Raw genomic sequence first — 16,090 nt, 5'->3', positions numbered from 1 at the left:
GAATCACATCTCTTAAAGCGTATTCAAAAGATTGTGGGCCGCCTGCAGTTCGCGCGTCAATCCTTCGACCAGGGTCGGTTTCTGATCTCCGGGCAAGACTTCCCAGGTATAGGTTTCTACTTCCAGATGCGGTGCATAATCCAGTTCTTTGACGGTTGCCAGCGCCTGGCGCAACTCGCGGTACGTGGTCCCCAGTGGGCCGAGTGACTGGGCATCCACGGGAACGTGAAAATGCACCCGCAGCTTTTCGGTCTCTTTCAGACGGGGATCCGGATCGAGCAGGAAGTCGCGAGTGAGATCCACGATGCGATACAGGTCGCCGTTCTGCAGGCTGCCGATTGTCTGATGCAGATAACGGGGCTCTGCATACTGCGCCAGTAATTCCCGGCCGGCTTCATTCTCGCCGGGACGATCCAGTTCGATCGCGTTGGAAATGTGAATTTTGTTGATGCGGATTTCCGCATGGGTGATCTGTCGGATGGAACCGGGGATGTCTTCAAATTCCACCGCCTGATGACAGACATCGTAGCAGGCTCCCAGATATTCTCGGACGGTTCCCAGCAACTGCTTTTCCGCGGCACGTTCATACAATCGCTCAAAGAACACAATCAGTTCATGCGTGAATTCGATCACACAGAAGGGTTCGGGCTCAATCGCCAGGCGAATGGTACGTCCGGTTTCTTCTTTCAGTTGTTTGAGAAAGGTTGCCAGTTCGATCAGTTGTTCAATACAGACTTTGCTGAAATCGGGCGCGTGCTCGAACTTTTTAAACCCGAGGGGCACTGTAGAGATGCTGCCTTCCACGTCCTCAGGCAGTAGCGCTGCGAGGACCCGGGCACAGCCTTTGGTATATTCCAGACGTTCCGGCTGTGACCAGTCGGGCAGGTAAACATTTTCTTTGACGCGCTCACTATGGAAGTTTCCATAGGGGAACGCATTCAGGGTGTAGCAGGTCAGGTCTCGGTTCTGTATTTCCTGAGCAAAGCATGCGATTCCGTCAGCAGTCGAGAGAATTTCTTCGATCACTGGTTCGGCCAGCCACAGACCGGCAGCCAGCGGGGTACCTAACTGCTGTTGAATCGGCAGCGTGAACTCGTCGAGTTTCTGTAGGATTTCTGCGACGGTTAACCCGGGATGCACGTTGGTGCAATAACTCAAAGGCAGTGTATTTAGAGTCATAAAACTTCCTCAGAGGGCCCTTTTGTCAGCAGGAAGCAGAAAAATGGATCATGTGCAGTAAATAAAGAAAACTGCTTCTATCATACCCGTGACAAATCTGCGGACTACCTGTTTAACGAAATTAACAGGAGCGAATGCGGTTCAGGAATGGATTTTCTATCGGCGGCTACTTGTGTTAACCTGTAAGTTTAGCGACGATAACGGTTACAATCCTGCTTGGAAACAGACAAAAAGCGGGTTTCTCTCAAACTCTGTGAGAAACTTTTTGTGATGCCGCGTGTTTAGTACATGTGGGTCAATTACCCCGAAAGATGGGAGTCAGCAGTCAGTCGTGGTTACAACGGAAATCGTGAACTCACCCTACTTACGTGATCCTGACGTGCAGTTGATGCTGCGCGCCCGGGACGGCGATGAAGGTGCGTTCACCGAGTTGGTAGCCAATTACCAGGACCGGATTGTCGGTATTTTCTGTCATCTGCTGGGAAATCAGGAAGCAGCGGAAGATCTGGCCCAGGAAGTCTTTTTGCGGATCTATCGGTCACGTGCCAAGTATGAACCCAAGGCGAAGTTTTCCACATGGTTGTTTCGGATTGCCAATAATCTGGCCAGCAATTCGAGGCGCAACAAAGGCCGCCGCAAAGAAGTCACTCTCAGCCCTCATGATTCCGGCCCCTTGGGAATCCGTCCCGAAGAGCAGTTACTGATGGAAAAATCGGGAATGATGCCGACGCGTCAGGTAGGATTGAGAGAGACTCAGGCTGTGGTGCGTCAGGCTTTGGAAACCCTCAACGAACGACAGCAAATGGCGGTATTGTTACATAAATTTGAAGGCATGAGTTATGCCGACATCGGCGCAGCAATGAAGCTCTCGGAAGCGGCAGTCAAATCATTATTATCACGGGCGCGTGAAAATTTGCGTATTCAACTGGAAAAACATATTAAAGGTTAATTCAATCAGGTCTGCGTTATAGAGTCCTACGATGAAAAAAGAATTGAATAATCAGGAACTCGAAAAGCTGGTCGCTTATCTCGATGGTGAGGTGACCGAGCAGGAAGCGATCGAAGTCGAGCAGTCGCTGTCGACAGACGAAGAAACACGCGCGCACGTTGACGGCCTGGAGCGGACCTGGGAACTGCTGGATAAACTGCCGATTGCCAAAGCATCTCAGGAATTTACCGACAAAACACTTTCCACCATCAAGACCGTGCAACTGGAAGCGCTGGCGGAAGAAGAACAGAAACGCGGCGGTTTTCTAAGCCGCAAATCAAAACAGCAGCTGCGCAGAGCAACCATCGCAGCAGGCTGGACTCTGGGTCTGGCGTGCTCTGTTTTGGTCGGCTATCTGATTACCAACCAGTGGGTCCCCGATGAATCCGATCCGCTGCTGGAAGAATTTTCGTTTATCGAAAATCTGGATACTTATTCCGAAGTACAAAGTCTGGAGTTTCTGGAAGCATTGAAAAAATCAGGAACGTTCAATGAAATCGCACAACAGCAAAAACGCTAAACAGAATTTTGCACAGGTGGCAGACGGGCCTTCCGCACTGTGGTCGCTGGCGCTGCGCGCAACGGGCCTGGCGGGCGGGCTGCTGGTCTGTGTAATCGTGTTGCTGGGCGCCGCCGATCCGGAAAATGAATCGGAGCAGGAGAACCGTAAAAAAATCGAAGCGATGTCTCCCGCTGAACGGGCGCAGTTAAAACGCAACTACGATAAATTCCAGAAACTGTCTCCTGAAGAACAACAACGCTTGCGCAAGCTGCATGAAGCGACACGCAGTCAGCCGGAACTCAATCGCGTCATGCACGCCTATGATGCGTGGGTTAAAACACTCTCTCCCTGGGAACAGGAAGATTTGCGTAAAGCAGAAACGACGCGTGAGCGGATGGAACTGATTCGTAAATTCCGTGCAGAGCAGAAATCGCCGGACCGCCGCAGAAGTGGCAGGAATTTATATGAGCTCGCCAAAATTATGGATCTGGATTTAAGAAGACCTCCATTAGCTTTCATATTCTGGGGGCAGCCTCCTGATCCTGAGAAATTCCAGGAAGTGGTCGGTATTATCGAACGCAGCCTGCCGGTATCTGTCAAATATCCGAACGCGAAAACGGAACTCTCAGAATTTGCACGTTCACTGGCAGTATTACAGACTGCCGTCCACTTTAAAAAACGGGATGAAGACAAGAATGGATCTGCCTGGCCTCCCCCGGAAACCGTCGATCAGATCTTTGAGCTGCTGGATGATAAAAAGAACCCGTTTCGGGAGAATGAAGATGCCCGTGGTTTCAGGGGCAAGCTACGCTCAGCCGATTCCGACCATAAACGCAGGATGGTCACATTTTTCTTAGCTAAGGGGCTTGTGAATCAGCTGGTTAGGTCGGTCAAACAGGAGCTGGATGCTATCCAGCCACCCGAAGATAAGTTGCAACAGTTCTTCGAGACACTGGACACCAATTACAAAGATCATTTAATGCGCTATCCCCCGGATGAGATGCAGGAAAAACTCAAATACAAATACCTGCAGAATCAGTTACCCGCACAGGTCCGGCAGTCAATCCAGCAGCGTTCGCGTGAGGTGAGGCAGGTCATTACTGATTTCATACCTGAAAGCGATCAGAATAATCCGTTTGATGGTCCGCGCCGGGGCGGACTGAAAGAACGTATGCAGGACATGAAAGAACGCCGGCCGAATGCTCCCGATGGTCGTCCCGGTAATCGACTTCCGCGAAGACGAATTGGCGAGCCTGGTCCGCGACCTCCCGCCCAGGTTCCCCCTGATGCTTGAAAAATGGCTGGCAATCCTGTCTGATAGACTGTGTCCGGTTTTACTATAGCATCTCCAAGGCCATTGGGACCAAGTATCATAGATTGAGAGACGCGATGGTTAAATTGATACGATCTAGAACCTGAAGTTCCATCGAAACGCAGCCTCCTTTCGCGTTATGCCTATTGCGAAACGCGAAACATCCTGCGATAGCGCCTTTTTCATGAACGGGAGCCATACCATGTTACGTATTCTGACCATCGCCAGCCTGATCGCCGGTCTGATGCTGATTTCTACTGCCAGCCACCCTGCTCTGTCAGCCAAAGAACCGGCACCACTTAAAACGCATGAGCCCGGTCAGGTTCCCAAAACGATGCAGGGACTGCCTTTGCTGTTTCAGGAGAACTTTGAATCGGGGAATGCCGATCACTGGGAACCGACTGATGACTCAGCCTGGAAGGTGATTCACCAGGGAGACAATCATGTTTTCAGCCTGATGAAGAAAAGAAGCAAATTCGAGCCACCTGTCCGTTCTCCTTATAACCGTGCCTTACTGAAAAATATCGATGTCAGTGACTTTATCTTCGATGTGAAATTGCAGTCCACTATTCCCGACTACGGACATCGTGACTTGTGCCTGTTTTTTGGGTACCAGGATGATGCCCATTTATACTATGTGCACTTAGGCAAAAAAATGGACGATCATGCCAACCAGATCTTTATCGTCAACGACAAGCCCCGCACGAAGATCTCTACAAAAACCACAGCCGGTACCGACTGGGACGACGAATGGCATCACGCCCGCGTCGTGCGGGATACGAAATCGGGTTCCATCAAAATTTATTTTGATAACATGGAAGAGCCGGTGATGACCGCAACCGACAAAACGTTCCTGACCGGACGTGTGGGCATTGGCTCATTCGATGATACCGGCAACTTTGATGAACTTTTGTTGTTTGGCAAGCAGGTCAAATAGCAGAGTCTCCCGAGCCGCCCGCATTTCACAGAGATCAGGGCGGCTCAATTGACTCATTTCGCCGGATTTCCCTGCCTGTACAGGTTCGTCGCCGAAATGTGATGCTCAAAGAGGTACTTCAGACCAGTATTCCCGAAGAAAAATCGTCCGTTCACATGCGAAGGTTTGGAATAATGTGTATATTAGAATTGGCGAGTGTTAGAAACAAAATCGGGAAAAACTGCACTGATGAATAGTATTCCAGAGTAGGAGTAGCCTGATTTGAGTCAGAAATATCAATTCGAAACAGGCAATCAATATGAGTAAAGCTGCCACCGGTTCAGAGGAAGAAGTTCCCCAGGAATCAACACTGGAAACCGATATCAAGTCACTGAAAGAAATCAGTGCTAACTTGAAGATGGATTACAACGGTAACATTTCGCAGGTTTCGTTTTCAGGTTCCAAGCTGGTTGATGCAGGTCTGGTTTATCTGGGTCGCCTGTCCAAACTGCGAAAACTGGATCTCTCCGGTTCCAAAGTGACTGACGAGGGAATGGTTCATCTCAAGTCCTTGAAAAGTCTGCGTGAGATCACGCTGCATGGGATTCCCGTTTCTGATTCCGGACTGGCAGAATTCAAGAAACTGTCGAATCTGGAAATCCTGAACCTGTCGCGCACTAAAGTGACTGACGCAGGTTTGAAGCACCTGAAAGGACTGGACAGTCTGAAAGAGCTGTTTCTGACGGGACTCGAAATTTCAGCAGACGGGTTGGCACAGCTTTCTGGTTTAAAGAGCCTGGAAACGCTGGGTTTATCTGAGACCCAGATCACAGATGAGGCCTTGGCTCACCTCAAGACGCTGAAAAAACTGCGTGTGCTGCTCCTGCGTGATACTCAGATTACTGATGAAGGTCTCAAGCAGATTAAAGGCTTGACCCGCCTGCAGCGATTGTGGCTGCGAAATACGCAAATCACTGACGATGGAATGAAGTATCTGACCAAAATGAAAGACATGGAGTGGCTGGAACTGAATGATACTCAGATTACCAACGCCGGTATTTCCGAAATTAAAGTGCTCGAAAATATCGTGGATATGAACCTGCGAAATACGGACGTCAATGACAAGTGTATTTCGTCCCTCAAAAAGATGAAGAATTTGAGCACATTGTACATTGATGGTACTGAGATCACCGAAGAGGGGATTGCCAAGCTCGAAAAGAGCCTGCCTTACTGTCGCGTGGAACAGTAATCGCTGCTAGAGCGCATCACATTTAACCATCGCGTCTCACAATCTATTATATTCGGTCCAAATGGACTTGTAGACGCTACAGTAAAACGGGACACAGTCTACCAGAAGATTCCAGCTCAGGCATAATGGTCTTCCGTGGGAATCGGCTGATCTTCGGTTCCCATGGCGTATCCCAGTTCTTCTGGAATGAGTGTCGGTCGATAGCCCAGCAGTTTTTCGGCTTTGCTGAGATCCCAGCGTCGGTTGGAACTTTCACCCACGATGGTTATGACTTCGCAGCCTGAAATCTCGGCGGTCAGTGCTTTCTGGTAAGCCTGTAACAAGTCGGGAAAAGGCACCCATTGAGGCCGTAGTGGATGTGTCTTCCAGAGCGGGTGTTCCAGGTCGATCGGCTTGGGGATCCTCAGACAGACAATCGACATGCCATACGCGCGTGCGTAATGCTGACACATGACTTCGCAAAGCTGTTTTGTCAGGGCATACGAACCCACGGGCAGTGGCGGCGCATCCGATTCCACCCATTGTGGCGCTGGATAGCCGAGCACCGTCATCACCGTACTGGTAAAGATAAAGCGTTTCACGCCAGCAGCATGGGCTGCCTCCAGCAGGTTAAATGTGCCTTTCACATTCACATCAAAACGTTTTCCGTTTAACTCATCCCCTTCCAGCGGGCCTTCGTCAGCCTGTTTTGCCAGGTGAATGACGGCGTCGATGTTTTCCATTGCCGCACGGGTCTGCGCTGCATCTGTGAGATCAAGAGTGATAAACCGTGGATCATCGGCAAGAGGATGAATGTCTGCCAGCACCAGTTCCAGGTCATTCGTCGGTTGCCAGTGTGCGGCGAAATAGCGACCGACATAACCGGCGGCACCTGTAATTAAAACTCGCATCGTAGTAGACCCGTTGCTGGAAGAAGAATCGAAACTGAGTTTAAGTCAGAGATTCCTGACAGACACGTAATACATTGCCACCAATAATTTTCTGGACGTCGGCATCGGAGTATCCCCGCTGGACGAGTCCGACCGTAAACAGAGGCCAGTTGGTCCAGGAGACGCTGGTTCGCATTTCGGGTGACTCGACAAAGGGATCTTTAGGCCACAAGCTGCGCCAGGCAGTGCGCGACCGCGGAGCACGCGGCACTTTTTTGCGTTCCAGCGAATTATTGCGCGAAGTGTAAGACACGTCAGTACCGATGGCGACATAGTCGATGCCGAAATTCTTGACCACGTAATCAACATGGTCCAGCAACGCGCTGATATCTCCTTTGCCGCCCAGGTACCGGGGAATACAACAGATGCCGATCAGACCATTCGTATCCACAATGGCCTTGATGACTTCATCGGGTTTACTGCGAATATGTTTGTGGAGGGCAGCACAGGTGGAATGGCTGGCGACAACCGGTTTTTTCGAGACCTGTGCGGTTTCCAGACTGGTCTGCCAGCCGGAGTGCGCGACATCGGGAATGATGCCCAGTCGATTCATCTCCCCCACGACGGTACGACCGAAGTCACTCAGTCCCGCGTTCGCCGGTTCAGCACAGCCGTCACCCAGCATGTTGCGACGGTTGTAAGTCATGTGCATCATGCGAATCCCCAGCTGGAAAAAGATCCGCATGTATTTCATTTCGTCTGTAGTGGTTACCCATTGTTGCGTTAAGGGGACGCCATTCCCTGTCAGATACAGACAGTGACGTCCTTCCTGTTTGGCTTGCACGATGTCTTCCGGTGTCACCGCTTTAAAAACAAAGTCGGAGAGCATGTCGGTCGTGAAAGTGAACCGCGCCAGCCGCTTCATCAGTCGCATGGGGTCCTGCCCTTCCTCGCCCGCGTTTTGGAAGATACAGGTCACGCCGGAAGCGTCGAAGGCTTCTTTGAATTCGCGCTGCTCGGCGGGGTCGGTCACGCAGCGGGTCATCGACATGTCTTCCCGCAGATCCTGAATTTCTGCGGTCGACGCATGGTTGCTGATGGCTTCCGCCAGACGCTCTCCATCGACGGCTGAGCGGGGTGCAAAGCCGTACGAATCGAAGACCAGTGATTCCGCATGCAGTTCCAGTCCATGCGCCAGCTGTTTCTTGCTGGGCTTCAAAATGTCAAGTGCGACCTGGCGGGCGTGCAGAATGACTTCATTTTGAATCGGCTTCTGTTTTGCAGCGGGTTTTGCTGGAGATTGTTCAGCGGCGGTGGCAGAGTCGGCAGCCGCCAGGCCCAGGCTGGTTGCCGCCAGTGAAGTACCCAGAAAAGAACGGCGGTTGATAGGGTTGCTCATGATGTCTTCCGTTTTCTGTGTTGGAACAAGTTGTGGGAGGAGTTCTTCAGGCAGGTTCTTTATTTTTCATTACAGCCACAACCGCCACCACCACTAGAACAGCTGGATGCTGCAGGCGCTTCATCGACCGGATGAAACACGATTCGCCAGGTGTAGTTGGCATTGAGTTCCTGTGCCAGTATTTCCAGCGCCGGCATGCGGCTTCCCAGATAATACAGTACGACGGTCTGCTGATCAAACAGTTGTTCGCAGTCAATGATTTCGGTCGGCATACCCCGTTCCTGAATCAGGGTCTGACAATCCTGGAAGACGCGTGCGGTCACATCTTCCTGACTGGTCAGAGCTGACTGATCGGTGGGCGTGAATTCGCGGACGATGGAACCGGCGGCAGTCGGCGGCTTTTCCATCTGACCTACTGCAGAAAGAATCTCTCCGACTTCTTCACCGCGGCTGGTTTCCAGCAGGACGGCAGTACGGTGAGGATAGTCGTCTTCGGGTTCTGCGGAAAAATGATCGACCCAGCCCATCGCACCGTAGCGGACCAGAAACAGATTCGCCGGCGGCCCCGGATCGCCGAACGCCGCACCATCCACCATTAACACGCCGGTCTCTACTTTGAGATCAAAGCGGGTCAACGCGAAATCAGGAAAGTCATGACACTCGCCTGTGGCAACATCAAAATTCCAGTCATGCAGAGGACAGGTGACTTCCGTGCCACACCCCTCGCCTTCAATCAGAGATGCGCCCTGATGCGGGCAGGCATTGTCGATGGCGTAAAACGTTCCCGGCTGATCTCCGTCAGCAACATGGAAGACAGCAATCTCAGTGCCTTTAACGGTATAAGCTTTACGTGTGCCGGGAGAAATTTCATATGCGTTTCCCAGCGGAATCCAGTTGGCCATTAAGTTCACCAGTATTAAAAACGGTCAGTAAGACGATGGTTGTCACATTCAGTTTATTATATGCTCAAAGGGTAATCATACCGTTTTATCATCAAAGTTTCTTCCCGGAGTGAAAAACAGCATGGCTGTGCGACATATTTTACTGGACATGGATGGCGTGATTTCCGATTTTATGGGTGCCATTCTTGAATTACATGATCAGGGGCATCTGCTGGAACAGTGGCCTCCCGGAGAGCGGAACTACGCAGGCGTACTGGGAATGACGAAAGATGAATTCTGGAAACCCGTCGATTCTGTCGGCGGACGCTTCTGGCAGGAATTTCCTCCCTATCCGTGGCTCGACGAACTGCTGACTCTACTGAAACAGACAGCCCCGATGACCATCAGCACATCTCCCAGTCGCAGTGCCGCCTGTGCGTCGGCCAAAGTCGAATGGCTCAGGCAGCATTTTCAGCAACCCCTGTTCATGGATTTCATGATCGGTACGCAAAAATATCTGCTGGCAAAACCGGATGTCGTGCTGATTGACGATCAGCATAAGAATGTCGACCTGTTCCGGGAGCATGGCGGACAGGCGATTCTGTTCCCTCAACCCTGGAATGAAAATTATGCCATCACGGACCGTGTTGGCTACGTAAAATCAGAGCTGGAAAAAATGACGCAAGTCGGATAACCGTTAAATTGCAAGTGTCGAAAGGTGTACGAACGATACGTTTTCTGTGATATGGGGTAGTTTTTGCCACTCAGAGAAGGTATCCTAAGACGTGTTTCATAAATAAAGTTGTTAAATGATAGTTGACGATTAGGAAATATAAGAGACAATATATATTTGCAGGCAACTGAAAGCGCAACGACGAGTGCTCACGAGTTGCTTTAAAATGTGCCTGCAGTCCTGCCTATACTTTCCTCGTAGCACTGTTTACTGCCAGACCTCATAGTGTCTCCTTCCTTTTGAATTGGGATAGAATCACGAGATGAAATCTCTTCTCTATCAATGTCTAGCCTGTCTGCTGCTGTGTTCCGCCATTTCTGCGCGAGCCGCTGAGACTCCGCAGCAAGCTGTGACGATCTATCCCGAAAAAGTACAACTGGTTGGCAACCGCGACCGGCAGCAGTTACTGGTTTCCGGTCTTAAAAACAAACAGTCCATCGACCGGACTCGCGAAGTGCAGTATCAGTCCGATCAGCCCGCTGTGGTTCAGGTGAATGCAGCCGGCGTAATTGAGCCTGTCTCGAACGGAAAAGCGACGGTCACCGTGACCGATGGTGCCACGAAAATTAAAGTGCCCGTCGAAGTCAAAGATTTCGGCAAGCAGACATTAATCGATTTTGAGCGCGATGTGCATCCGCTGTTTTCGCGGTTCAGCTGTAACAGCGGTGCGTGTCATGGAAAACAGCGCGGTCAGGGTGGATTTCAATTGTCGATGTTCGCCTTCGATCCAGAATTTGATTATGGTGCGCTGACGAAGGAATCACGGGGTCGCCGTGCTTCGCCACTGGCACCGGATCAAAGCCTCGTCCTGCTCAAAGGTGCCGGCAAGATTCCGCACGGCGGTGGTAAAAAACTGCCTGAAGGCAGCAAATATTACAACATTATGGAACAGTGGATCGCGGAAGGTGCCACACGTTCTGTTGCTGAGGCACCGAAGCTCGTGAAAATCTCGGCGGAACCGACCGAGCGGATCATGCAGCCTGAAACAAAACAGCAGATGGTGGTGACCGCATATTACAGTGATGGTTCCACCCGCGATGTGACGGACCTCGCCGAATACATGTCGAGCGAAAGTGTTTACGTTTCCGTCGATGAGCACGGTCTGGTGACCGCGGGTTCGCTGATGGGTGAAGCTTCGATCATGGCCCGCTACATGGGAAATTTCGCCTCCCTGAGCGTTACGATTCCTTCTGAGAATACAGTCCCGGACAGTTTCTATGCCAAGCTGCCTCGCAATAACTTCATTGATGGTCTGGTTTGGGACAAATTGAAGAAATACGGACTGAAACCTTCTGAACCGATTGACGATGCCACTTATCTACGGCGTGTTGCCATCGATTTGATTGGACGCACTCCGACTGCTGAAGAAGCACGGGCGTTTCTGCAGGATCCTTCTCCCAACAAACGGGATCGGCTGGTCGATTATCTGCTGGAACAGCCCGAGTTCGGCGATCACTGGGCCAACAAATGGGCTGATCTCCTGCGACCCAATCCGTATCATGTGGGGATCAAGACCGTCTTGAGTTATGATGCCTGGATTCGGAAATCGTTTCACCAGAACAAACCCCTCGATCAGTTCACGCATGAATTGCTGACTGCGCAAGGGGGCACGTGGCATAACGGTGCGGTGACCATGTTCCGTGATCGTCGCAAACCCGAAGAGCTCACTACAATTGTCAGTCAGCTCTTTCTGGGAATTCGCTTGAGTTGTGCCCAGTGTCATCACCACCCCAACGAAGTCTGGGGTCAGGAAGATTTCTACAGTTTCGCGGCCTACTTCGCCAAAATCGGCCGTAAAGGCCGCGGAATTTCGGCCCCGATTTCCGGTTCAGAAGAGCTGATTTTCACAGCGAATTCCGGCAGCGTGCGTCATCCGCTGACCAATGAAGTCCTGCCACCCCGCCCCCTGTTTGGCGAAGTGCCTGAGATTAAAGAAAATCAGGATCCACGCGAAATACTGGCAGACTGGATTATTTCACCCCAGAATCATTTCTTCGCTGAAGTGAATGCCAACCGAATCTGGGCGGATCTGATGGGACGTGGCATTGTCGAACCCATCGACGATTTTCGCGAAAGCAATCCGCCCAGTAACGCGCCGCTGATTAAAGCGCTGGGACAGAATTTCCGCGAACAGAAATTTGACCTCAAAAAATACGTTAAAACGATCGTCAGTTCCTATACTTACAGCTTGAGTGCCCTGCCCAATGAAACGAACGTCGGTGATACGCGCAACTACTCGCGACATTATCGTCAGCGGCTGCGGGCTGAAGTGCTGCTGGACAGCGTCAGCGAAATGATCGGCGTGCCCGATTCATTTTCAGCCATGCCCAAGGATTCAACGGCCAAACAGATCTGGACGCACCGCGTCAGTTCAGTCTTCCTCGACTCCTTCGGCCGTCCCGATCCCAACCAGGATCCGCCTTGCGAACGGACGACAGATACCACGGTCGTGCAGGTTCTGCATATGATGAATTCCCGTGATCTGTATGCCCGCATACAGTCTAAGAATGGCAACAGCGCCGCATGGGCCAAGAGTAAAATGACGCCCGATCAGATCGTAGAAGAAATCTATCTGACGGCTTATTCACGTTATCCGACCATTGAAGAAAAACGACTGGGGCGCTCCCTGTTTGAACAGGAAGGGGCTGATCGACAGCAGGTCATCGAAGACCTGATGTGGGCACTGCTCAATACACCGGAATACCTTTTCAAAAACTGAAGCTCCCCTGCTCCACCAGGAATCATTGTTTGACATCACTACCAACAGGATCAGAAATGATGAATATTTCAAAGAATTGCAATGGAATCACACGACGAAATTGCCTGCAGATCGGCTTGAGTGCCATGACCGGTCTGGGGATGGTAGACTTACTTCGCCTGCAGTCCCAGGCCAAAGGCACCGCTGCTCCGGGACCGAAAGCCACCGCGAAAAGCGTGATCCTGATCTGGATGGACGGCGGTCCTTCGCACTATGAATCCTTCGATCCCAAACCGGAAGCACCGATTGAAATTCGCGGCGAATTCAACCCGATTTCCACGACGGTGCCCGGCGTCCAGTTCTCGCAGCACATGACGCGTCTGGCGTCGATCTTCGATAAATGCTCGGTCATCCGGTCAATCCGCCATAACCAGGGGAACCACGGGGCCGGTAACCATTACATGATGACCGGTGCCCCACCACGAATTCCAGTCGGCTGTGGCGCATTTGTGAGCTTCCATCCCAGCATGGGGTCTGTGGTTGCACATCAGAAACCAACAACCAACAATCTGCCCGCCTATTTCTCCATACCCCGCATGTCACGTTCCGGCGGACCGAACTTCCTGGGGGCCAAGTACGCCCCGTTCGTTATGTCGGACAATCCGAATTCATCCAACTTCCGCGTGCGGGACCTGTCTCTTCCCAGCGGTCTCACTGACAGCCGCTATCAAACTCGCCGCGATCTGCGTCAGCAGGTCGATCAGCTGAAACGCATCCGGGACAAAGTCGCCGGCGATCCGGTGCTCAGCCTGGATGAATACTATGAGCAAGGCTATAGCCTGGTCGCTTCCACCGAAGCACAGAAGGCCTTTGAAATAGATCGCGAGTCCGACGAGTTACGCGATAAATACGGTCGAAACTCATTCGGTCAACGTGCCCTGCTGGCCCGTCGTCTGACCGAAGCCGGTGTGCCGTTCGTCACCTTGTACGAAGGGGGCTGGGACAATCACGGCAGTCTGTTCAAGTCGTTCCGTGGTCGTATGCCTTCCTTTGAAAACACCATCGCGACACTGATCGAAGATCTGGACGAACGCGGTCTGCTGGATACGACCATGGTACTGGCACTGGGTGAATTCGGTCGGACACCGAAGATCAATCCCGGCGGCGGCCGCGATCACTGGTCGAATGCGATGTCCGTCCTGATGGCCGGCGGCGGAACACCCGGCGGACTCGCTCTCGGAGCGACCGACAAAGCCGGTTACTCAGCTGTCGAACGCGTGCTTTCTCCAGAAAACTTTGTCTCGACCATTTATACAAAAATGGGTATCGATCCTGACATAATGCTCTACACGCCGGAAGGCCGTCCTTCGCATCTGGTCAGCGATCCGACACCGATTCCGGAACTCTTCGCATAAACTGCCCACCGCCTGACTGAGAATGAGATTACCAATGTTGTCTACCGCTCGGATTCTGCCCGCTGTTGTCTCGATTGCATTGGTTTCCAGTCTGTTTCCACAAGCAAAAGCAGCGCCTCCCAGCGTGAACTATCTGAACCCAGCCGGTGGTCAGATAGGGCAGCAGGTGGAAGTCAGCGTTGATAAAACTCTGGGCACGGCGCCGGTTTCCGTCTGGACGTCGGCTCCCGGCTTGACAGTCACGATCCCGGAGAAACCCGCTAAGGGTAAAGAAAAGCAATTCACCGTCCAGATCGACGCGGCTGCCAAGCCCGGTTTGTACTGGCTGCGTTTTCATAATGCGGAAGGGGCTTCCGAGATCCGACCGTTCATCGTGGGGACACTTCCCGAGCAGGCCGAAGCGGAACCGAACGAAGACCTGGAGCATGCCCAGAAATGTGAACTGCCAGGCGTGACCATTAATGGCGTGCTGGCCAAAAGCGGCGATGTCGATACCTTTCAGGTGAAACTGAAAAAGGGTCAGACTCTGATTGCTTCGCAGACCGCGAATGAACAGCTGGGTTCCCCCATGGATGGCCTGCTGCAGATCATCAACCATCGAGGCACCGTGCTGGAACAGATGGAAGATACCCTCTGGTTTGATCCGCGGATTGTCTTTACCGCGCCGGAAGACGGAACCTATTATGTGCGCACATTCGCCTTTCCTGCAGACCCCAACAGTACCATTCGCTTTGCCGGCGCTGCGTCTTATATTTACCGCTTGACGCTGACGACAGGTCCGTTCATCGACCATAGTCTACCGCTCGCCTGGCATCCGTCTACCGCGACGCCGGTGGCGTTGGAAGGCTGGAATCTACCCGATGATTTAAAGACACTGCTGCCGACCGTCACCGAGTCGAAAGAACAGGCCCTGCTCAGCCATCCCCGGTTGGGGAACTGGCTCACGATCCCCTTGAGTACCACACCTGTCGTTCTTGAGACCAAAGAGAGTCAGGCGGAGAAGGGACAGCTGCTGACGATCCCAGCGACTGTCACCGGCAAAATCACAGAACCGAAAGAGATCGACTCATTTCGCTTCACGGCGAAAAAAGGGGACAAGCTGACGTTCAAAGTCGACACATATATGCTGGGTTATCCCCTGGATGCTTACATCAAGCTGTTTGATGCGAAAGGCAAACTGCTGAAAGAAGTGGATGATGCCCGCCGGAATTATTATGACGCCCAACTCGATTATGGGATTCCTGCAGACGGCGAGTATCGTCTGGAAGTGACCGACCGATTTCAGTATGGCGGTTTTCGTTATGTCTACCTGCTGTCGATCCAGCCTACCGAAGCCGACTTTTCGCTGCAGACCACCGAAGAACAATACACGCTGACCGCCGGCGACAAGCCACTGGAAATCGAAGTGACTGTGAATCGCCAGAGTCCGCGGTTCAACGATGACATTGAAATCAGCGTGGCTGGGTTACCCGCAGGGGTGACGTGTGAGCCCGTGGTTTCCAAGTTGAAAGAGAAGACCGAAAAATCGGTCAAACTGAAGCTGGAAGCGAAGGCGGATGTCGTATTTCAGGGCCCGCTGGAAATCAAAGGTGTCAGCCTGAAAGACAAGACGCAGGTCCACACGCCGACCGCTGTCATCAAAGGCATCAGCCCCAAACGCAAAACCGCCCGTCCCAAAGCGGATCTCGAACTGCCTTACCTGTGGTTGACAATTAAGAAGAAGTAGGACCCTGCACTGCAAACTCGATTCGCAGGGGGCGCCCCATGTGTCGACCCGCCTCGTGAGGTATCACTTCACAAAGGGAACCGGCAAACCTGTCATCATTATTTTCGACCACGACAAACACGAAAAAAGTAAAGGGTGATACCGGATGTAATCCGGTACGAGCGCAGCGAGCAGGAGGTCTCGGCTGTCGCGTTCTTTCCAGAATCGGGTTCCCTTCGACAGT

General features: G+C 52.1%; 13 protein-coding genes. 9 read left to right on the top strand and 4 right to left on the bottom strand.

All coding sequences use genetic code 11. The features are described 5' to 3' along the window. Nucleotides 1–12 precede the first annotated feature (12 nt). Complete coding sequence (eboE, locus tag Pan161_RS30020) at nt 13–1,179, bottom strand: metabolite traffic protein EboE (RefSeq protein ID WP_145232389.1); 1,167 nt, start codon at nt 1,177–1,179, stop codon at nt 13–15. Nucleotides 1,180–1,510: 331 nt separating this feature from the next. On the opposite strand from eboE, the gene Pan161_RS30015 reads away from it, so the two are divergent. From Pan161_RS30015 to Pan161_RS29995, 5 genes are all read left to right on the top strand, one after another. Next, nucleotides 1,511–2,128 (top strand): RNA polymerase sigma factor, encoded by a 618-nt coding sequence (locus tag Pan161_RS30015; protein WP_232103564.1) that lies wholly within the window; start codon nt 1,511–1,513, stop codon nt 2,126–2,128. Between the two features lie 31 nt (nt 2,129–2,159). Further along, on the top strand, nt 2,160–2,687 hold the full coding sequence (locus Pan161_RS30010) for an anti-sigma factor family protein (protein WP_145232388.1): 528 nt from the start codon (nt 2,160–2,162) through the stop codon (nt 2,685–2,687). Further along, nucleotides 2,659–3,963, top strand: a complete 1,305-nt coding sequence (locus Pan161_RS30005; protein WP_145232387.1) for a hypothetical protein — start codon at nt 2,659–2,661, stop codon at nt 3,961–3,963. Before Pan161_RS30010 ends, Pan161_RS30005 begins: the two co-directional genes overlap by 29 nt. A gap of 220 nt (nt 3,964–4,183) precedes the next feature. Next, the gene (locus Pan161_RS30000) at nt 4,184–4,918 is read left to right on the top strand and encodes a hypothetical protein (protein WP_145232386.1); all 735 of its coding nucleotides are present in this window, start codon (nt 4,184–4,186) and stop codon (nt 4,916–4,918) included. Between the two features lie 298 nt (nt 4,919–5,216). Continuing rightward, entirely contained in the window at nt 5,217–6,146 is a 930-nt protein-coding gene (locus Pan161_RS29995) for a leucine-rich repeat domain-containing protein (protein WP_145232385.1), read from the top strand. Nucleotides 6,147–6,262: 116 nt separating this feature from the next. Here Pan161_RS29995 and Pan161_RS29990 read toward each other — a convergent pair whose 3' ends face one another. Genes Pan161_RS29990 through Pan161_RS29980 form a run of 3 tightly spaced genes read right to left on the bottom strand, consistent with a single transcriptional unit; the run spans nt 6,263 to nt 9,316 of the window. Further along, nucleotides 6,263–7,036, bottom strand: coding sequence for an NAD-dependent epimerase/dehydratase family protein (locus tag Pan161_RS29990; RefSeq protein ID WP_145232384.1), 774 nt, complete (start codon nt 7,034–7,036; stop codon nt 6,263–6,265). Nucleotides 7,037–7,076: 40 nt separating this feature from the next. Further along, nucleotides 7,077–8,414, bottom strand: a complete 1,338-nt coding sequence (locus Pan161_RS29985; protein ID WP_197995600.1) for a dipeptidase — start codon at nt 8,412–8,414, stop codon at nt 7,077–7,079. A gap of 59 nt (nt 8,415–8,473) precedes the next feature. Beyond that, a complete protein-coding gene (locus tag Pan161_RS29980; protein WP_145232382.1) occupies nt 8,474–9,316 on the bottom strand; it encodes a Rieske 2Fe-2S domain-containing protein in 843 nt (280 codons plus the stop codon). A gap of 121 nt (nt 9,317–9,437) precedes the next feature. Between Pan161_RS29980 and Pan161_RS29975 the strand changes: the two genes are divergently transcribed. The 4 genes from Pan161_RS29975 (at nt 9,438) to Pan161_RS29960 (ending at nt 15,867) form a co-directional block, all read left to right on the top strand. Continuing rightward, the gene (locus tag Pan161_RS29975) at nt 9,438–9,989 is read left to right on the top strand and encodes a 5' nucleotidase, NT5C type (RefSeq protein WP_145232381.1); all 552 of its coding nucleotides are present in this window, start codon (nt 9,438–9,440) and stop codon (nt 9,987–9,989) included. Nucleotides 9,990–10,290: 301 nt separating this feature from the next. Further along, on the top strand, nt 10,291–12,747 hold the full coding sequence (locus Pan161_RS29970; protein WP_145232380.1) for a DUF1549 domain-containing protein: 2,457 nt from the start codon (nt 10,291–10,293) through the stop codon (nt 12,745–12,747). A 56-nt stretch (nt 12,748–12,803) separates the two neighbouring features. Next, complete coding sequence (locus Pan161_RS29965) at nt 12,804–14,141, top strand: DUF1501 domain-containing protein (protein WP_197995599.1); 1,338 nt, start codon at nt 12,804–12,806, stop codon at nt 14,139–14,141. A gap of 34 nt (nt 14,142–14,175) precedes the next feature. Beyond that, nucleotides 14,176–15,867 (top strand): PPC domain-containing protein, encoded by a 1,692-nt coding sequence (locus Pan161_RS29960; protein WP_197995598.1) that lies wholly within the window; start codon nt 14,176–14,178, stop codon nt 15,865–15,867. The last annotated feature ends 223 nt before the right edge of the window (nt 15,868–16,090 follow it).

The organism is Gimesia algae (assembly GCF_007746795.1).
GTDB classification, from domain to species: Bacteria; Planctomycetota; Planctomycetia; order Planctomycetales; family Planctomycetaceae; genus Gimesia; species Gimesia algae.
This window is presented reverse-complemented; position numbering and strand designations above follow the sequence as displayed.